This window comes from Armatimonadota bacterium (genome assembly GCA_031459855.1).
Taxonomy (GTDB): Bacteria; Sysuimicrobiota; Sysuimicrobiia; order Sysuimicrobiales; family Humicultoraceae; genus Fervidifonticultor; species Fervidifonticultor primus.
This window is the reverse complement of record JAVKHP010000001.1, coordinates 531,172-550,365: the sequence shown is the minus strand read 5'-3', so window position 1 is coordinate 550,365 and position 19,194 is coordinate 531,172. Positions and strand designations below refer to the sequence as shown.

The 19,194-nt window shown below is 70.2% G+C and carries 15 protein-coding genes, 1 tRNA gene and 1 pseudogene; 6 read left to right on the top strand and 11 right to left on the bottom strand.

Annotation, left to right across the window (positions count from 1 at the left end; translation table 11 throughout):
* Positions 1–101: 101 nt before the first annotated feature.
* The 3 genes from QN157_02465 to QN157_02455 all read left to right on the top strand — a co-directional run bounded on the left by QN157_02465 (position 102) and on the right by QN157_02455 (position 2,767).
* Positions 102–1,124 carry an ABC transporter permease gene (locus QN157_02465; protein ID MDR7554448.1) on the top strand — a complete coding sequence of 341 codons (1,023 nt, stop codon included), beginning with the start codon at positions 102–104 and terminating at the stop codon, positions 1,122–1,124.
* A gap of 148 nt (positions 1,125–1,272) precedes the next feature.
* The gene (locus QN157_02460) at positions 1,273–2,103 is read left to right on the top strand and encodes an ABC transporter permease (protein ID MDR7554447.1); all 831 of its coding nucleotides are present in this window, start codon (positions 1,273–1,275) and stop codon (positions 2,101–2,103) included.
* Positions 2,104–2,251: 148 nt separating this feature from the next.
* On the top strand, positions 2,252–2,767 hold the full coding sequence (locus tag QN157_02455; protein ID MDR7554446.1) for a DinB family protein: 516 nt from the start codon (positions 2,252–2,254) through the stop codon (positions 2,765–2,767).
* 14 nt (positions 2,768–2,781) lie between these two features.
* Here the strand turns inward: QN157_02455 and QN157_02450 are convergent, their stop codons facing one another.
* The 8 genes from QN157_02450 to QN157_02415 form a co-directional block, all read right to left on the bottom strand.
* The gene (locus QN157_02450) at positions 2,782–4,464 is read right to left on the bottom strand and encodes a hydantoinase B/oxoprolinase family protein (protein ID MDR7554445.1); all 1,683 of its coding nucleotides are present in this window, start codon (positions 4,462–4,464) and stop codon (positions 2,782–2,784) included.
* A 73-nt stretch (positions 4,465–4,537) separates the two neighbouring features.
* On the bottom strand, positions 4,538–6,625 hold the full coding sequence (locus QN157_02445) for a hydantoinase/oxoprolinase family protein (protein MDR7554444.1): 2,088 nt from the start codon (positions 6,623–6,625) through the stop codon (positions 4,538–4,540).
* 10 nt (positions 6,626–6,635) lie between these two features.
* Entirely contained in the window at positions 6,636–7,493 is an 858-nt protein-coding gene (locus QN157_02440; GenBank protein MDR7554443.1) for an ABC transporter permease, read from the bottom strand.
* Positions 7,478–8,374, bottom strand: a complete 897-nt coding sequence (locus tag QN157_02435; protein ID MDR7554442.1) for an ABC transporter permease — start codon at positions 8,372–8,374, stop codon at positions 7,478–7,480. Before QN157_02435 ends, QN157_02440 begins: the two co-directional genes overlap by 16 nt.
* 5 nt (positions 8,375–8,379) lie before the next feature.
* Positions 8,380–9,432, bottom strand: a complete 1,053-nt coding sequence (locus QN157_02430; protein ID MDR7554441.1) for an ABC transporter ATP-binding protein — start codon at positions 9,430–9,432, stop codon at positions 8,380–8,382.
* A 68-nt stretch (positions 9,433–9,500) separates the two neighbouring features.
* Positions 9,501–10,568 (bottom strand): ABC transporter substrate-binding protein, encoded by a 1,068-nt coding sequence (locus QN157_02425; GenBank protein ID MDR7554440.1) that lies wholly within the window; start codon positions 10,566–10,568, stop codon positions 9,501–9,503.
* Positions 10,569–10,637: 69 nt separating this feature from the next.
* Entirely contained in the window at positions 10,638–11,498 is an 861-nt protein-coding gene (locus QN157_02420; GenBank protein MDR7554439.1) for an IclR family transcriptional regulator, read from the bottom strand.
* A 164-nt stretch (positions 11,499–11,662) separates the two neighbouring features.
* Complete coding sequence (locus tag QN157_02415) at positions 11,663–11,989, bottom strand: GYD domain-containing protein (protein MDR7554438.1); 327 nt, start codon at positions 11,987–11,989, stop codon at positions 11,663–11,665.
* Positions 11,990–12,400: 411 nt separating this feature from the next.
* Between QN157_02415 and QN157_02410 the strand changes: the two genes are divergently transcribed.
* Both QN157_02410 and QN157_02405 read left to right on the top strand, forming a co-directional pair.
* Positions 12,401–14,062, top strand: coding sequence for an ABC transporter substrate-binding protein (locus QN157_02410; protein ID MDR7554437.1), 1,662 nt, complete (start codon positions 12,401–12,403; stop codon positions 14,060–14,062).
* A gap of 49 nt (positions 14,063–14,111) precedes the next feature.
* Complete coding sequence (locus tag QN157_02405) at positions 14,112–15,062, top strand: ABC transporter permease (GenBank protein ID MDR7554436.1); 951 nt, start codon at positions 14,112–14,114, stop codon at positions 15,060–15,062.
* A 4-nt stretch (positions 15,063–15,066) separates the two neighbouring features.
* Here QN157_02405 and QN157_02400 read toward each other — a convergent pair whose 3' ends face one another.
* The 3 genes and pseudogenes from QN157_02400 to QN157_02390 form a co-directional block, all read right to left on the bottom strand.
* On the bottom strand, positions 15,067–15,969 hold the full coding sequence (locus tag QN157_02400; GenBank protein ID MDR7554435.1) for an ABC transporter permease: 903 nt from the start codon (positions 15,967–15,969) through the stop codon (positions 15,067–15,069).
* A gap of 66 nt (positions 15,970–16,035) precedes the next feature.
* Positions 16,036–16,123: transfer RNA gene (locus QN157_02395), tRNA-Leu, on the bottom strand.
* Positions 16,094–16,279, bottom strand: a pseudogene (locus tag QN157_02390) (hypothetical protein). Before QN157_02390 ends, QN157_02395 begins: the two are co-directional and overlap by 30 nt.
* Positions 16,280–18,322: 2,043 nt before the next feature.
* Here QN157_02390 and QN157_02385 point away from each other — a divergent pair.
* Positions 18,323–19,189 (top strand): class I SAM-dependent methyltransferase, encoded by an 867-nt coding sequence (locus QN157_02385; protein MDR7554434.1) that lies wholly within the window; start codon positions 18,323–18,325, stop codon positions 19,187–19,189.
* The last annotated feature ends 5 nt before the right edge of the window (positions 19,190–19,194 follow it).

Here is a 19,194-nt window from a genome sequence, read left to right as displayed (position 1 = left end):
CAGCGGGAGGACGTGCTGCGGACCGGATGGCCGTGGCAGACAGCCGCGCGGGCACAGACGTGCGGTAGCGGCGCAACACGCGCGGGGCAGGGTGGCGCCGGGTGAGCAGCTTCTGGCGGTTCGTGGTGCGCCGGGTGCTCGTCACGGTGCCCGTCCTGTTCCTGGTCACGCTGCTGGGCTTCGTCCTCACGTACCTGATCCCGGCCGACCCGCTGGCCATGGTGCTGTCGGAGCGGGCGATGGCCAACCCCGAGATCGTGCGCGCCTACCGCGCCCGCTGGGGTCTGGACCAACCGCCGCACCTCCGGTACCTCACCTACGTGGGCAACCTGCTGCAAGGCGACCTGGGGACGTCCATCGCGACCCAGCAGCCGGTGCTCGACGATCTCAAGGCGTTCGTCCCCGCCACCGTCGAGCTGGCGGTGGCCGCCATCGTGGTCGCGGTGGTGGTCGGGCTGCCGCTGGGCGTGCTGGCCGCGGTGCACCGCGACCGTGCGGCCGACCACGTGGCGCGCGTGGGGTCGCTGGTGGGCGTCTCGATGCCGGTCTTCTGGCTGGGCCTCCTGGCGCTGGCCGTCTTCTACTACCGGCTGCGGCTGGCGCCCGGGCCCGGCCGGCTGGACCCGCAGCTCGTCCCGCCGGAGCCGCTCACCGGGCTGCTGGTCGTCGATAGCCTGGTGCGCGGGCGGTGGGACGCCCTGGCCGATGCACTGCACCACCTGGCGCTGCCCGCGCTGGTGTTGGGCGCCTACGTCATGGGGACGATCACGCGCATCACCCGGTCCAGCGTGCTCGAGGTGCTCGCCCAGGACTACGTCCGCACGGCCCGCGCCAAGGGGCTGCCGGAGCGCGCGGTGATCGGGCGCCACGCGCTGCGCAACGCGCTGATCCCCACGGTCACCGTGGTCGGGCTGGCCTTCGGCAACCTGATGGCCGGCGCGGTGATGACCGAGACGATCTTCGCCTGGCCAGGGATCGGCCGCTACGCGGTGGACGCGGCCAGCAAACTGGACTTCCCGGCGATCATGGGCGTGACGCTCTTCGTGGCCGTGGTCTACGTGAGCGTGAGCTTCCTGGTCGACCTCGCCTACGGGCTGCTGGACCCGCGGATCCGGCTCGGCTAGATGCGCCGGCCGCACGAGGGCCCGACGCGGACGGCCAGGGCGCGCGCGGCGCGGTGCGGCGGTCCTCGGGGTGGGGCCATGGGGCGTGAGAGACCCGCAGGAGCGCGATGGTCCCGGCCGCGCGCGCGGCCGGAGTCTGCGGGGTGGCGTGGACGTGTGGCGTGAGCTCCGGCGCAGCCGCGCGGCGATGCTGGGCCTGGCGGTGGTCGGGCTGTGGGCGCTGGTGGCGGTGTGCGCCCCCTGGCTGGCGCCCCACTCGCCCACAGAGCAGCACCTGGCCGACCGCCTGTCGCCGCCGTCGGCGCGCTACCCGCTGGGCACGGACGAGCTGGGCCGTGACGTGCTGAGCCGCGTGCTCTTCGGCGCGCGCCTGTCCATCCCCACGGCGCTCGGCGTGGTGGCGCTCACCGCCCTGCTGGGTACCGTGCTGGGTGCGGTGAGCGGCTACGCTGGGGGGGTCGTCGACGACGCCCTGATGCGGACGAGCGACGCCGTCCTGGCCTTCCCCTCGCTCATCCTGGCCATGGCCATCACCGCCGCGCTGGGGCCCGGGCTGCGCAACGCGCTGCTGGCCATGGTGCTGGTGCTGTGGCCCGAGTATGCCCGCATCGTGCGCGGACAGGTCTTGAGTCTCCGCGAGATGGAGTACGTGGCGGCCGCGCGCGCGTTGGGGGCGTCCGACGCCCGAATCCTCGGCCGGCACATCGCTCCCAACATCTTCCCCCTGGCGCTCGTGAAGGCCAGCCTGGACGTCGGCAACGTCATGATCATCGCCGCTGCCCTGTCCTTCGTGGGGCTGGGCGCCACGCCGCCAGCGCCCGAGTGGGGCGCCATGGTGGCCGCCGGCCGGCAGAAGTTCTTCGAGTGGTGGGTGGGGACGTTCCCCGGCCTGGCGATCTTCACCGCGGTGATGGGCTTCAACTTCCTGGGGGACGGCCTCCGCGACGTGCTGGACGCGCGGCTGCGGGGAGTGCGGTAGAAGGGCTATACTGCACATCAGGGGACGACTGGGCCGATGAAAGGGGTGGGATGATCACTCCGCTCCTGCGACGCCGGTTCACCGTGGAGGACTATCTGCTGCCATGACGCTTCGCACGTCGACACCGCCACACGAGAAGGAGGGCACGATGGATCCGGTTCGCATCTACGACTACCTCACCCAGGCGCGGGCGCGGCTCTTCGACTGGGTGCGGCCGTTGGGCCAGGAGCAGTACACCCGGGAGTTCCCCTTCGGGATGAAGAGCCTGCGCGCCACGCTGGTGGAGATGGCCCGGGGCGAATGGGCCTACGGCCATCGCCTGCGCGGGGAACCGTTGCCGCCACCGGACCAGTGGCCGGTGCGGGAGGACCGGCTGCCCGCCTTCGCCGACCTGGAACGCTTCTGGACCGAGATGGCCCCGCGCACGCGGGCGCTGCTGGCGGGCATCACCGACTGGGCGACGGAGGTCACGTACCAGTTCGCGCGGCCCGGCCAGCCCGTCGTGTGGATCACGGCCACCAAGGCCGACCTGGTGACCCAGATGCTGCTGCACGAAGTGCATCACCGGGCCCAGGCCATGGCCATGCTGCGCCAGCTCGGGGTGGCCGCGCAGAACCTCGACTACTCGGCGTTCATGTTCCGCCGGCGGGAAGCGTCGGCGTAAGCCGCATCCCGGCATCAGCCAGCCGCGGCGTGGGCGTCGGGCGGGGGCGGCGCGTACGCCGCCGCCCCCGCCTCGGTGACGTAGCCTTCCTGGAGGTCGTGCGCCAGGTCCTCGGGGCGTCGTCGCGCCGGGTCGCCGTAGCCGCTGCCGCCGGCCGTCTCGAGGACGATCTCCTGCGCTGGCGAGCGCAGCTCCACCAGCTCGCTCCACTCGGGCTCGGCCACAACGCGTCCCGCCTCGATGATGCGAAACCGCGCGCGCCGGCCGGCCAGGCCCCCGTGCAGTCCGGGCTGGCTCACGCGTGCGCCGATCGGGTGGGCGTCCACCCAGACCGGCAGGCCGTCGTCGTAGAGCTTGCGCAGCCGTAGCCGCTGCCCCAGCCCGCCGCGGTGAGCGCCGGGTCCGCCGGAGTCGGGGATCAGCTCCTTGGCCTCGACCAGGAGCGGGGTGCGCTGCTCGAACATCTCCACCGAGACGTTCCCGGCCGAGGTGGGGTAGAGCAGGGCCGCCTTGCCGTCGCCGTGGGCGCTGGCGCCCTGGCCGCCGCCCAGCAGGAGGTGGTCGTTGAAGGTGCGGCCGGCGGCATCGCGGCCGTAGGCGCCCGCATACGACGGCAGGCCGGTGAACGCCTGCACCGCGTCCGGCAGCACCGGCGCCAGGGCCCGGAAGATGGCGGGGCCGCAGAACCACCCGGTCATGGTGCGCTGGTTGACCGCCGCCGGCCGCCGGCAGTTGAGGATGCTGCCCTCCGGCGCCCGCACGTGCAGCGGGCGGTAGCAGCCGGCGTTGGACGGGATGGTCGGGGTCAGGATGGACTTCAGGGCGTAGACGGTGTGCGCGGCGGTGTAGGTGTAGGTGCAGTTCACGCCGCCGCGCGGCGACTGGGGGGGCGCACCGCTCCAGTCTACGGTGATCTCGTCGCCCGCCACCACCACGGCGCAGGGAAGCCGCAGCGGGCCCTCGACGCCGTCGATGGTCACCTCGCTGCGGTAGACGCCGTCGGGCACGGCGCGGATCGCCGCCCGCATGGCCGCCTCGGCGCGCGATTGCACCTCGTGGGCGAGCGGGGTCAGCCGGTCGAGCCCGTACTCGTCCAGGAACGCCCGCAGCCGCTCGGCGCCCACGTGGCACGCCGAAACCTGCGCCTGGACGTCGCCCAGCACCATCTCCGGACGCCGCACGTTGGCGCGGATGACGGCGACCAGGTCCTGATTCAGGCGCCCCGCGTCGTACAGCCGCAGCGGCGGGATCTGCAGCCCCTCCTCGTAGATCTCGCGGACGCGCTCCGGGTCCCGGGTACCGCCGATGTCGGAGCAGTGGGCGATGGTGCCCACCAGGCCGACCAGCGCGCCGCGGTGGAAGACCGGCATGACCACGGCCAGGTCGAACAGGTGCCCGGCGCAGATCCACGGGTCGTTGGTGATGAGCACGTCGCCCTCGCGCAGGTCGTGCGGGGGGACGTGGCGCAGCATCGCTTGCACCGCCAGGGGCAGGGTCAGGTTGAAGACGGGCATCGAGCGCGGCGCGTGGGCGATGGAACGCGCCTCGGCGTCGAACAGCTCGCACCCCACGTCCTGCGCCTCGCCGATGATGGTCGAGAAGGCGGTCCGCCAGATGGTGACCCAGCACTCCTCGGCGATGGTGATCAGACGGCTCCACATCACTTCCAGGGTGACGGGATCGAAGACGACGCTCATGCTGGGGCTCCGATGGTGAGGATGGGCGCACCCACCGGCCGGGTACCGGGCTGGGACACAACGGGCGGAGTGCTCACGACGCAGCGCCGATGGCGATGATGAGGTTGCCGTGGCGGTCGACGGTAAGCCGGTCCTCCGGCCCGACGACCGTGGTGGCCTCGCGTTCCTCGACGATGGCCGGCCCGACCACGACCGCGCCCACGGGCAGGCGGGCGCGCTCGAACACGGGCACCTCCACGAAGCCGCCGCGCTCGGGGAAGTACGCCCGCCGCACCCCCTTCTGCGGTGGGCCCCCGGTCGGCGTCCACGCCGCCAGCAGCGCGGCCTCGGGCCGCTGCCCCGTGACCAGCACCCGCCAGTTCAGGGCCTGGACGCGGTAGCCGTCCAGCACGTGGCCGTACAGCGCGCGATACGCGTCTGCGAACCGCTGCTGCAGGGCGGCGGCGCCGCCGGCGGCCAGCGCGCCCGCGGGCAGCGGGACGGCGATGTCGTGGAACTGGCCGGCGAAGCGCATCTCGGCGCGGCGCTCGACCTGGACGTGCCCGGCGGCCACGCCCGCCTCGGCCAGGACCTGCCGGCCGCGGGCCTCCAGGTCGGCCAGCAGCGCATCCACCGCCTGCCAGTCGAGGGTCTCCAGCTCGCCGGGCAGGGACCGGGCGAGCTCCACGCTGGCAGGCGCCACGAGGAAACCGATCGCCGACGCCACGCCCGGGGCTGGCGGCACCACGACGTCGCGTATCCCCAAAATGCGGGCCACGCGCGCCGCGTGGGCGGGCCCCGCGCCCCCGAACGCCATGAGCGTGAACCGGCGCGGGTCTTCGCCCCGCTCGATGAGATGCACGCGGGCAGCGGCGGCCATGGCTTCGCACGCGATGCTGTAAGCGCCCCAGGCGGTCTGCACGGCGTCGAGCTCCAGGGGCGCGCCGGCGCGGGCCAGGGCCGCGTGGGCCGCCGCGGCGTCCAGGGCCATGGCGCCGCCGAGGAAGTAGTGCGGATCGAAGTACCCCAGCGCCAGGCACGCGTCGGTGACGGTCGCCTCGCGGCCGCCGAAGCCGTAGCAGGCCGGTCCGGGCACGGCCCCGGCGCTGTCGGGCCCGACCTTGAGCAGGCCCAGCGCGTCGATCCGCACCAGGGAGCCGCCACCCGCGCCGATCTCGATCATGTCCACCACGGGGATCGTGATCGGGATGCCCGAGCCGCGCTTGAACCGGTGGACCCGCGCGGCCTCGATCATGGGCCGCACGTCGGGCCGTCCATCGCGCACCAGCGCGATCTTGGCAGTGGTGCCGCCCATGTCGAACGCCACCACCGTCGGGCGACCCGCGCGGGCGCCGAAGAACGCCGCGACCAGCGCGCCGCCGGCGGGTCCGGACTCCAGCAGCCGGATCGGGTACCGGCGGGCGGCCTCAGGGGCGAGCAGGCCGCCCGAGGACTGCATCAGGAAGAAGCGCCCGCGAAAGCCGCGCGCGGCGACGGCCGCCTCGAGCCGGTCCAGGTAGCGCGCGACCAGGGGTTGGACGTAGGCGTTGGCGACGGTAGTGCACGTGCGCTCGTACTCCCGGATCTCGGGGGCCACGTCGCTGCTGATCGAGACGGCGAGGTCGGGGAACTCGGCGCGCACCAGGTCGCGCGCTGCCTGCTCGTGGGCGGGGTTGCGGTACGCGTGGAGGAAGACCACCGCCAGCGCCCGCACGCCCTGGGCGACCAGCGCGCGGGTGGCGGCACGCACCTGCTCCAGGTCCAGCGGCCGCAGCACGGTGCCGTCGCGGCTGCACCGCTCGTCGACCTCCAGGCGCCAGCGGCGCGGCACCAGCGGGTCGGGGTAGCGCAGGAACAGGTCGTAGATGTCGTAGCGCTGCTCGCGGCCGATCTCCAGCACGTCGCGGAAGCCGCGGGTGCACAGCAGGCCGGTGGGGGCGCCGCGACGCTCGATGATGGCGTTGGTGACCAGCGTCGTGCCGTGCACCAGCAGGCCCACCTCGGCCAAGGGCACCTCCGCCTGGGCGCAGAGCGCATCCAGACCGCGCAGCGCCCCCTCGGCGGGATCCTCGGGCGTGGTCAGGACCTTGTGGACCGCCAGCCGTCCGGTGGCGGCGTCGTGGAGGACGAGGTCGGTGAACGTGCCGCCGATGTCGACGGCGAGCCGGTACCGTGCCGTCATGGACGTTCCCCTACCGCGGCCCGCCCCAGTAGATGGACTCCAGCCCCACCAGCCGTTCGATCAGGACGACGATGATCACGCTGAGCACGATGCTGACCGTCGACACCGCCGCGGCGGCCGGGTCGAAGGAGAACCGCAGGTAGTCGAACAGCTGGATGGGCAGGGTGGTGTTCCCCACGCTGATGAGGAGCAGCGAGATCGGGAACTGGTCGAACGAGGTGATGAAGGCGAACAGCGCGCCCGAGATCAGCCCCCCTTTGATCAGGGGCAGCGTGATGCGCCAGAACGTGACCAGGGGGCCCGCGCCCAGCGACCGCGCCGCCTCCTCCAGCGATCGGTCGAATCCCACCAGCACCGTCGAGACCGTGAGGAAGACGTACGGGAGCGCCACCAGCGTGTGGCCGACGAGCAGCGCCCGCATGCCGCGCGTGCCCAGCCCGGTGGCGTAGAAGAAGATCAACAGGGCGATCCCGGTGAGGATGGCCGGGAACTGCAGCGGCGCCACCAGGAGCAGCCGCAGCAGGTCCCGCGCCCGCCGCGCGTAGCGCACGACGAACAGCGCGGCCATCGTCCCCAGGACGGTGCTGGCCAGGGTGGCCAGGACGGCCAGCCGGAGGCTGTAGACGAACGCCCGGACGAACGGCTGGTGCTGGGCGGCCTTGACGAACCACCGCAGCGAGAACCCCTCGGGCGGGAAGCGCAGGTACTCGCCGCTGTTGAACGCCGCCAGCACCACGATGACGATGGGCGCCAGCAGGAAGACGTAGATCGCCCCCACGACCAGCGGCAACAGCCACGCGCGGCCCGCCGGCGGCCGCGGAGACCGCCGGGCGGCGGCTGCGGCCGGGAGGGCTAGGGTGTCGTCCATCGGAGCATGCGGTTCATCAGCTTGACGTACCCCCAGACCCCAAGCGCGGTGAGCCCGAACAGCACCATGGAGAGCGCCGAGCCCAACGGCCAGTTGAAGGCGTCCAGCAGCTTCTGCACGATGATGATCGGCATGACCAGCACGTTGTTGCCGCCCAGGAGGATCGGGATCACGTAGGAGCTGACCGCCAGCACGTAGACCAGCAGCGTGCCGGCGAACACTCCCGGCAGCGACAGGGGCCACGTCACCCGCCAAAACGTCACCCACGGCGAGGCGCCCAGGGAGCGCGCCGCGCGCTCGAGGTCGGGCGGGATGTTCTGCAGCGCGCCGGCGATCGACAGGGCCATGAACGGCAGGTAGACGTGCACCAGGCCCACGATGATGCCGAAGACGTTGTACATCAGCGGCAGCTCCGGCCCACCCAGCCAGCGCACGACGGTGTTGATCAGCCCCACGCGCCCCAGGATGATCATCCAGCCGAAACTGCGGATCACCACCCCGACCAGCAACGGCGCGATGAGCAGCGTGAGCAGCCACCCCCGCCGCCGGGTCGGCGCCCGCGCGATGTAGTAGGCCACGGGGTAGCCCAGCACCAGGGTGACGGCGGTGGTGAGCAGGGCGTACCAGAACGTGTTGGCCAGGATCCGCCAGTAGAATGGGTCGCCCAAGGCCTGCGCGTAGTTGTCGAGCGTGAAGACCCGCAGGTAGGGGCCGTCCGGCGGCTTGTACAGGACGCTCATGTAGACCATGTTGGCGTAGGGCACGACGAAGAACGCCAGCAGGAAGAGGAGCGTCGGGGCGATCAGCAGGCCGTTCCACGCACCCCGGCGCCGGGCCGGCTGCGGGAGCGGACGGAGGACGGTGGTCGCCACGCGGGCCATTGGCGCTAGCCTCGAGCAGCCGGCACGACCCAGGCCTCCTCGGGCGCGAACGCCAGGTCGACGGCCACACCGGGCGGGTACGCCTGCGAGGGATCGGCCTGCACCCGCAGGCGCAAGCCATCGGCGCCCTCCATGCGGTAGTCCAGCAGGTTGCCCAGGAAGACGCGCTCGCGCACGACGGCCCGCAGCCGGTTGGGCAGCGCGGCGCCGATGTGCAGCGCCTCCGGCCGCACGCAGATCAGCACCGGCCCGCCCGGGGCGTCGCCCTGGCAGGTGAACGTGCCGACCGCGGTGCGCACCACCAGGCGCCCGTCCTGCCGGCCGGCGACCTCGCCGGCGATGAAGTTCGTCAGGCCGATGAACTCCGCCACCCAGGCGTTGGCCGGCCGGCGGTAGATGGCCTCGGGCGGGCCCACCTGCTGGAGGGCGCCGTCCCGGAGCACCGCGATGCGATCGGCCAGGACCATGGCCTCCGCCTGATCGTGGGTGACGTAGATGGTGGTGATGCCGAACTCCCGCTGGAGGTGACGGATGTAGAAGCGCATCTCCTCGCGCAGCTTGGCGTCCAGGTTGGCCAGCGGCTCGTCCAGCAGCAGTACCGCCGGGTTGATGACCAGCGCCCGGGCCAGGGCCACGCGCTGCTGCTGGCCGCCCGAGAGCTGGTGGGGGTAGCGTCGCTCCAGGCCCCGCAGCTGCACCCGCTCGAGGATCTCGCCCACGCGCCGTGCGATGGTCGCCGGCGCCTCCCGCCGCATCTGCAGGCCGAAGGCGACGTTCTCGGCGACGGTCAGGTGCGGGAACAGCGCGTAGTTCTGGAAGACGATGCCCACGTTGCGCCGCTCGGGCGGCGCCAGCGTCACCGGCTGTCCGCCGAAGAAGATCTCGCCGGCGTCGGGCGTTTCGAACCCCGCGACCATGCGCAGGGTGGTGGTCTTGCCGCACCCGGACGGACCCAGGAGGGTGATGAGCTCACCCTCCTGGATCTCCAGGTCCAGGCGGTCGACGGCCACCACAGGCCCGAAGCGCTTGGTCAGACCTCGCAGCGTGATCGACGCCACCGGTGCGCTCCCAGCGATCTCACCCCGGCCCGTTTCGTCAGGTCAGGCCCGGACCTCCCGGCGCTACACTAACGGAGGATCTCCCGGTTCCACCGCTCGATCATCCGCTCGCGGTTGCCGGCGTTGACCCAGTCCCAGTCCCACTTCATGATCTGCCGGATCTGGGCCTGGGTGTGCACGGGGATCGCCTGGGCCAGCTCGCCCGTGATCTTGACCTTGCGGTTGGCGGGCGTCCAGAAGTACTGGCGCGCCCACTTCTCCTGCACCGGTACCGACAGGAAGTAGTTGACCCAGGCGAAGGCCAGGTCCTTGACCCGTGAGCCGGCGGTCACGTTGGTGTCCTGCTCGAACATGAAGACGCCCTCCCGCGGGAAGACCCACTCGATGGGCACCCCCTGCCGCTTCAGCCGCGCCGCCGCCGGCGCGTCCAGGATGCCGATGGCCGCCTCGCCGCGGGTGAGGATGATCTCCATGTCGCCCGAGAAGTCGGTCTGGCGGAAGGGCTTGAGCTCCTGGATCTTCTGGAAGGCGACGTCCATGTTGGTGTCGGAACCGGTGTAGATCCGCGAGATGAGCATGAGGAACATGGGCGTCGCCGAGTTGGCGATGCTGTAGATGACCAGCTTGCCCTTGTACTCGGGCTTCCAGAGGTCCTTCCAGCTCTTGGGCGGGGTCTGGATCACGTCGGTCCGGTACGCGATGCCCAACGGCCCGACCAGGGTGATGACGCCCACGTCGTCCTTGTAGCGGAGGTCGGGCCAGACGTCGGCGAGGTTGGGCACCTTCTGCACGGTGAGCTTCTCGAAGAACCCCTCCCGCCGTACGGCCGAGACCCAGGTGGTGTTGGCGATCACCACGTCGTAGGGTGGGTTCCCGCGGCCGGCCGCGCGCAGTTTCGCCACCCAGTCGCGCGAGAGACCGACGGCCAGTTCGACCTTGGCGCCGGTCTCGGCCTCGAATCCGGGCACGATCTCCTTGCGCATGAACTGCTCCCAGGTGCCGCCGTAGCTGGTCACGATCAGGGTCTGGCCGGCGAAGCGCGGCTGGGCGGGCGCGGGCAGCGGACCGCCCACCAGGGTCAGGGCGACGAGCAGGGCCGCGACGACGATCGGCCCACGACGGAGTGCAGATCGCATCGTCAACGCCACCTCCTCCAGCGATGATACGTGCCGTGCGTCCCTTGCTACTGCCGCCAGCACCTCGGGTCACGCTCCCGCGGGATCGCGGGGCTGCCAGCTCGGTCGCATGCGGGCGAGGTCTGCGGCCAGGGCGACTCCCACGTCCCGCGACCGCTCGCCTTCCAGGGTCCGGGCGATCTCCGCCGCCGCCTGGTGGAGGGCGGCCACGATGGGGGCCACGCGCTCTTCGCGCAGCCGCGAGGCCGGCCCGGCGACGGACAGCCCGCCGACCAGGAGACCGTGGGCGAGAATCGGCACGGCCACGCCCGCCACGTCGGGCGTCAGCTCTCCGACACTGTAGGCGTACCCGCGCTGGCGGGTCATGTCCAACTCGGCTGCGAGCGCCCCCGGATCCGTGATCGTCTGCGGGGTGACCTGCTCCAGCGGCCGCGCCAGATACGCCTGGATCTGGTCGGAGGGCAGGTAGGCCAGCAGGACGCGGTTCGACGCGCCGGCGTGCAGCGGCCAGGGCTTGCCGATGGGCAACGTGAGCTTGAGCGGATGCCCGCTCTCTTCCACGTCGATCACGATCGCCGACGTGTTCTGGACTACCAGGAGGAACGCCGACTCGCCCGTGTCGCGCACCAGCCGTTCCAGGTAACCGCGCGCCACCGCCCGGAGGTCGATGCTGCGCCGGGCGATGTCGCCTAGCCGCGCCACGCGCAGGCTGAGACGGTACTCGCGGGCGCGACGGTCGTACACCAGCAGGCCGCCTTCCTCCAGGGACGCCAGCAAGCGGTGGGCGGTACTCCGTGGTAGCTGCAGCAGGGCTGCGACTTCGGGCAGCCCCACCGACCGGCGTCCGTCGTCGAACAACTCCAGCAGCGACAGAGCGCGCCCGACGGTCTTGAGACGGCTGGCCTCGGATCCGCGGCGTGGTCTGGGCACCGAATATCCCTTTTCTTGGGATACTAATTTCACTATATGAATTTTACGTTCGCCAGTCTAGTGGGAACTCCTGCGGAGACAAACTATATCTTCAGCCTGCGGCCTCGGGTGGGTGGCGGAGTGCCGGCTGGGGCCTGACGCCGCGGCCCCAGCCGGCGATCTGCCTAGCGTCCTGGGGGCGCGTACTTGACGTTCCTGGCCTTGCTGGCCGCGCTGTCGAACTCGTCCGGCGTCAGGAGCACGGTCGTGGTGCCGCGGAACGCGCCGGCCGCCCCGATGGCCAGCGACAGCGCCGCCGCCGACACATTGTCCGGGACGTCGACCAGTACGACGACGTCGTCGGCGCCGAACGCGAAGTAGAACGCGTCCATCTTCCCGCCCAGGCTCTCGATCGCCTGGCGCGCGGCGTCGCGGCGCTTCGAACCGCCGTCGGCGAGCACGCCGCGGATCCCGTCCAGCGTGTACGATCCGTGGTACAGGTACTTGGGCATAAGAGCCTCCTGTAGTCGATGTGCTCCCGGGAGCAACGCCGAGGAAAGGGAACACGTTGGAGTGGGAGGAGAGGGGAGCCACGGTAGTCTTCGGGTTGCACCCCCAGGGTTCCTGCCGTACCGCCGTCGCGGGGGCAATCAGCGGTGTCACGGTCCCACCGCGACGCCGACGGCCAGGCCAAGCTCAAACGTGCCGCCGCGCGAGCATTCAGCGGGGTCACGGGGTGTGGTGATGTGCCTGCGGCCTATCGTAGCTGCCTGCGGCGACGTCGCCGACCACTCGTGAGCGTGCGAGCGAATCCAGTCAACCAGTCGCGCCAGCGAGGACGCCATGCCCCTCGGACACGCCGGCAGCAGGGAAGTGCCTGCGCGCAGCCAACCGGTTAGGTAGTTCCCGTGGGAGGTGGTCTGATGACCGACGAGCGAGCCGACCGTGCCACAGCCCTTACTCGCCGGGACCTCCTGCGCTACGGCGCGACGGGTGCCGGCGCTCTCCTGACCGCGCCCGCGTGGACGCGACTGGCCGCGGCCGGTCCCCAGCCCGTGCTGGAGCCCAAGAAGGGGGGCACGTTGGTCATCGCCTGGGAGGCCGACCCGGGCGTGCTGGTGCCCGGGCTCTCGACAGGCGGGGCGACGGTGCGCGCCCTGGTCCTGCTGTACGACAGCCTGGTCCACGAGGACCTCACCAAGCCCGCAGGCCAGGTCGACTCACCGCCGATCACCCCCGGGCTCGCCGAGCGCTGGACCATCTCGCCCGACGGCATGACCTACACGTTCTTCCTACGCCGGGGGGTGAAGTTCCACGACGGCACCGAGGTCGATGCCGAGGCCGTCAAGTTCAACTTCGACCGGGCGATCGACGAGCGCCATCCCTTCTTCGACGCCACCCTGCGGTCGATCAACTTCTCCCTGGTGGGCTACCGCGTCATCAAGGAGACCCGGGTCGTCGACCGGTACACGTTCCAGCTGGTCCTGAGCGAACCGTTCCCGTCGCTGCTGCGCAACTTGGCGACCCGCACCACGGGCATCGTGAGCCCCACGGCGATGCGCCGCCTGGGCAAGGATCGGTTCGCGCTGGCGCCGGTCGGCAGCGGCCCGTTCAAGTTCGTCGAGCAGGAGCGCGGCGTCAAGGTGGTGCTCGAGCGCAACCCCGACTACTGGGGCGGCGCGCCACTGCTGGACCGCGTGGTCATCCGCCCCATCGTCGAGGCGGCGTCACGGGTGGCCGCCCTGGTCGCCGGGGAGGTCGACGTGATGGTGGTGATCCCACCCGACTCCGTGCACCAGCTGCGGTTCAACCGCAGCATCCAGGTGGCCTTTGCGGGCCCGCCGCACATCTGGTTCTGGATGCTGAACTGCCGGGCGACGCCCACGAAGGACAAGCGCGTGCGTCAGGCGATGAACTACGCCGTCAACCGCGAGGGGCTGGTGAAGGACATCCTGCGGAACACGGCGACGGTGGCCAAGGGACCGTTCCCGCCCGGCAACCCGGGCTACGCCAAGGACAACGTCGCAGGCTACACCTACGATCCCGCCCGGGCCCGCCGGTTGCTGGCCGAAGCGGGCTTCCCCAACGGGTTCGAGATGAAGTGCTTCTACCCCGCCAGCGGCACGGGCATGATGGTACCGACGCCCATGAACGAGTACATCCAGGCCAACCTGCGGGACGTGGGCATTCGCGTGTCCTTCGAGGTGCTGGAGTTCGGCGCGTTCATCGCCAAGGCGCGGCTGGGGCTCGACGACGAGACGTCGGCGCTGCAGACGTCGTGGAGCAGCAACGACCCGTGGTGGCTGGAGAGCATGTTCCACTCCGACCTGCACCCGCCCAAGGGCAACGTCCGCACCTGGTACAAGAACCCCGAGGTGGACCGCCTGTTGGATCAGGCCCGACGCGAGCTGAACGAGGCCCGGCGGCTGCAGCTCTACCGCCAGGCCGAGAAGCTCATCACCGACGACGCGCCGTGGATCTTCGTCTGCCACGATCGGAGCCCGATCGCCTACCGGGCGAAGGTACAGAACTTCGTGGCGCCGCCCTCGTGGAACTTCGACCTGCGCCAGGTCTGGTTGCGGTAAGGCAGGCACCGGGCGGGCCGCGCCGGGAGACAGCCGCGGGGGACAGACGGTGGGCCGGTACGTCGTCCATCGACTGCTGCTGGCCGTCCCCGTGTTGCTGGGGATCTCCGTCGTCGTCTTCCTCATGCTGAAACTGGTCCCGGGCGACCCGGCGGTGGCCCTGCTGGGCCCCCAGGCCGAGCCGCGGGATATCGAGATGCTGCGGCGGGCCTGGGGGCTCGATCGCCCGGTGCATGAGCAGTACCTGACCTGGCTCGGCCACGCGCTCCGCGGCAACCTCGGCCTCTCGCTGGAGCAGCGGGTGCCCGTGGCCGACCTGGTGCTGACCCGGTTCAAGAACACCGCGATCCTCACCCTGGCCAGCGTGCTGTTCTCGCTGGCGCTGGGGCTGACCGCGGGGATCGTGAGCGCCACACGCCCGCGGTCCCTGTTCGACCGGCTGACCATGGTCGCCGCGCTCTTCGCCAACAGCATGCCGGCGTTCTGGCTGGGGCTGGTGCTGATCTTCGTCTTCTCGCTGCGGTTGGGCTGGTTCCCGGTGAGCGGCATGTACTCGATCCGCGGCGAGGGCGGTCTTGCCGATCTGCTGCACCACCTGGTCCTACCGGCCATCACCCTGGGGGGCGCTACCACCGCCATCGTGGCGCGGCTGACCCGCTCCAGCATGCTGGAGGTCATCCGCCAGGACTACGTGCGCACGGCGCGGGCCAAGGGCCTCGTCGAGCGGCGCGTGGTGCTGGGCCACGCACTGCGCAACGCCCTGCTGCCCGTGGTGACCGTGGTGGGGCTGCAGGTCGGATTCCTGCTGGGTGGGGCCGTGCTGACCGAGACGGTCTTCTCGTGGCCCGGGGTGGGTCTGCAGCTCTATCGCGCGATCTCGACCCGCGACATCCCGCTGATCCAGGGCAGCGTGCTGCTCATCGCGGTGACCTTCGTGGTCATCAACCTGGTGGTGGACCTGCTGTACGCCTTGCTGGACCCGCGCATTCGGTACGCGTAGGCGGTCACGTGCCGCGCAGCCGCGGGTCGAGCGCGTCCCGCAGCCCGTCGCCCAACACGTTGAAGCCGAGGGTCACCACGAAGATCACCAGCCCTGGGATCGTGGCGACGTGCGGCGCCACGCCCAGCACCTGCCGGCCGGCCGCGAGCATGGCGCCCCAGTCGGCGGCGGGCGGCTGCACGCCCAGCCCGAGGAAGCTGAGCCCGGCGGCGAAGATGACCACCCGTCCGGTCTCGAGGGTGGCGTAGACGATCACCGCGGGGAGTACGTTGGGCAGCACGTGGCGCAGCACGATGCGCGCGGTGCTGGCGCCCAGGCAGCGGGCGGCCTCGACGTACTCCCGCTCGCGCACCGACAGCACCAGGCCGCGGACCAGCCGTGCGAAGATCGGCACCGAGACCACCACGATCGCCATGACGACGTTCTGCAGGCCGGGTCCCAGGGCGGCCGCGATCCCGATGGCGAGCAGGATCGAGGGGAATGCCAGCACGACGTCGAGGGTCCGCATGACGACCTGGTCGACCCAGCCGCGCGCGTATCCGGAGGTCAGCCCCAGGACCAGACCCAGCGTCCCCGAGATGAGCACTGGCACCACGGCCACCCAGAGGGAGATCCGTCCGCCCCACAGCAGCCGGCTGGCGATGTCGCGACCGATGTCGTCGGTGCCAAGCAGGTGTCCCGGCGTGCCCGGCGGCAGCAGGCGTGCGGCGGCGTTCACCCGGTAAGGGTCGTGGGGGGCCAGGTGGGGGGCGAAGACCGCACCCAGGACGGCCAGCACCACGACGGCGAGCCCGGCCAGCGCGACACGGTCGCGGCGCAGGCTGCGCCAGGCGATGGCGGCCTGGGAGGCAGCCGGGCGTGCCGCGGCGCTAGGAGCGACCGCCTCGTCGGCACGCGAGAGCGTCACGGGTGCACGCATGTCGTCAACGCGTCAGCAAGTGGTTGCCCGATGACACGGAGTGCCAGCGTCGTGTGGTGCGGAAGGGGAGATTTGAACTCCCACGGGCTTGTGGCCCACAGGCTCCTGAGGCCTGCGCGTCTGCCAGTTCCGCCACTTCCGCGCGACGCACGAGAGCCGCGTGCAGCACGGCCCGCAGCGCACTTTCAAGATAGCCGGAGCGGCGGGACGGCGTCAAGGCGCTGTACTGGCTCAGCACGTGGTGCCCTCCGGCGGCGGCCGCCAGCAGTGCGCGTTTGGCATGGGACTGGCCCTTCACCTCCGCGAAGTCCCCGTGGTCGTGGCGGCGGGGTGACACCGCCGGTAGCGCCACCGTCCGAGGCGGGCGCGCACCCTCTACCACCTGCACCGCTCTTCGGCGTCCTGCTCGCTTGCATCGGGCAGGCCGGCGATGGCGAAGGCCGGACGCCCGGGGGAGACGTCAACCTCGACGTCCACCGGGACCGCGTCAACCCCGACCAGGGCGGCACTCTGCGCGAGTAGGTCCCGCTGACCCTCCAGTACCGGTCCCCCTCCAGACCGCGGCCCGGGGCCGCCCGCACCATCTCTACCCTCTGCATCGCAGCGGCTGCGGTAGGGGCGATGTGCAGGGAGACGACAACTCCGGGCACGACAGTACTTCCTGCGGGCGTCTGAATGGAGCTTCTTCACTCCGCCTGCCGACCCTACCATCTCAGTTACAGTCCCCACCACGTCGCTCCCCGACCGAACAGCACCACCCGCCGGCCAAACTGCGGTTTCCACCCCCAACCCCTGGAGCCGGATCCGCACGGTCAACCTGGTAGAGCGGGTCTTCAAGGAAGCGCGGCGCCAGACCCTCCCGGCGGTCCCGGCCGCCGACGAGGAGCAGGAAGGCGCCGATGCCGCGGCCGGACCAGTCGCAGGCGGGGACCCCTTTTGGAACGACCCTCTAGCCTTTGCCTTCGCCGACTGGGCTGTCGCGCCCGGGCCGACCGCATCCGCCCTGTAGCGGCGATGGCACCGGCCGCTGTGACGCTCCATGCGCCGCCTGCGACCCCGCCTCTGCCGGAAACCCAGCCAGCACAGCGTCCTGAGCCACCTCTGCCGGAAGCGCTTCCAGCTCAGCGTCCTGAGCCTCCCCTGCCCGCAGAGCCTCCGAAGGAGGTGGGGGCGCCGCCCTCGGAGCGGGTCGAGGACGCGGCCGCCGGACCCGTCGAATCCGCGGTCCCCGACCTCTCCGCCGACGAGGGATCCTCCGCCATGCGCCTTCCGCCACATGGTGAGAGGAACCCGCGAGATGGGATGTTAGACTGACCCGCGGCGCAGTACAATGTGCGATAAGCAGTGCACGCAGAATGGCGGAGGTTAGGACGGGTCGGGCAGTCGCGCGCGAAGGGGTCCGTGGGGCTATGTGTGTTAGGCTGCGCAGGCCGGGGTGTTAGACAGGTCGGCCTAAACACGAGTTATGTGGCGAGAGAATCTCGAATCGAGCAATACGACTTTCACACCACCGCTGTACCGTGAATACTCACAGGTCGGGCTCCCCTAACACAGGCGCGCCAGACGGAAAGGGCTCGATGCCGAGCGGTCATCTCCTTTGCAGAAGGGCCTTCGCGACCTTTGTGGACGCAACAATTTTACTTGCGAGCGCTCTCCTTATCACCGCCGCTGTTCTGTCCCCACTCGGCGCGCTTGTCCTCCTTCAGTGGCTCTGGTTGAATCTTTTCGTTTCCACCTACGATGTTCCCATGCTCTTGCAGCAGGCGAGGACGAGTTTGCAATTCAGTCACAGTCCGCTCGAGGCCCTATTCGCTGATACGGTGCTTGCGGGATACCTCTTAGCAGCAGCACATCTCATTCTGTTCTGGTTGTACTTCGCTGGCTTCGAGGCCTCACGGCTACAAGCCACTCCCGGGAAAAGACTGTTGCGATTGATTGTATCCGGAGACGAGCAACATCGGGCCTCCTTTGCGCAGACCAGCCTTCGCTATTGGGTTCTCGTCATACCAGCGTTCCTCATACTCCTCACGGTTCGCCTCGGTTGGCTTCCAGTGGCCCTCGTAGTAGTAGGTGGAAATCTCTTGGCCACCCTGTTCTCAAGGAGCCGACGCACTATTAATGATTGGCTCTCGCGATCCATCGTCCGAGACGCCATCGTGGTTGACCACGCCACATAACTAGTGCTTCCAGCGGCCGGGCGCCAAACGCGCGAACCGCCGGCTCGCAACAGTACTCCGATGGCGCGCTGTGGAAGGGTAGGTTTTTTATACGTTCAGAAGTCGCCCGCCGCTGAAGCGCGGGTGTTAGCCTTGTACTTGGGTATCCAGGAGGTGTATGGAACATGGGATCGCAGCAATTCAACGAGTACCCTCTGAGTCACACTCGAGACGAACTCGACCGTTTGGTCCAGCAGGGGCGATTTTTCGGTGATTTAACCGAATACGTCCTGCGCCAGGCGGGCATAGGCCCCGGGATGCGCGTGCTAGACGCGGGCTGCGGCGCTGGCGATGTCTCGTTCTTGGCCGCCAAATTAGTCGGGCCAGAGGGTGCGGTTATCGGCGTGGACAAATCGGGAGAGGCCATCGCCTTCGCACGACAGCGGGCGCAAGCTGCCGGGCTGAGCAACGTGCAGTTCATCGCTGCCGACCTGGCCGACTTTCAGCTTGAAGGTAAGCCGGTGGATGCCCTGACCGGCCGGCTAGTGCTGATGTACTTCCCTGACCCTGCGGGCGTGCTGCGCCGGCTGCTGGCCTTCGTGAAGGCTGGCGGCATTGTCGTGTTTCAAGAGCTTGACCTGCTGCCGTCGCCGCCGCCGGATCTCCTGTCCCAGCCTGTTTGCGAGACGTACGTCGCCGCCGGCACGCGCATCATTCAAACGTTTGCTCGTGCTGGTGTCGACGTCAGGACGGCGGTTAAACTCAGTCCGATTTTCCAGCGAGCCGGCCTGCCGGCGCCCCAGATGTTGGCCCTGCAACGGGTCGAACGAGGGGCGGATGCGTCCATTTATGAATGGATAGCCCAGACTACGCGCACCCTGCTGCCCCTCATGCAGCAGACCGGCGTGGCGACCGCTGAGGAGGTGCAGGTGGATACTCTGGCCGAACGCATGCGCCGGGAGGCGGTGGAGAAAGACTGCACGTTGATGACCCCACCGCTGATTGCCGCCTGGGCACGGAAGCCTCATCTGTCGACAGAAGGGCAAGGCTAAGAGCA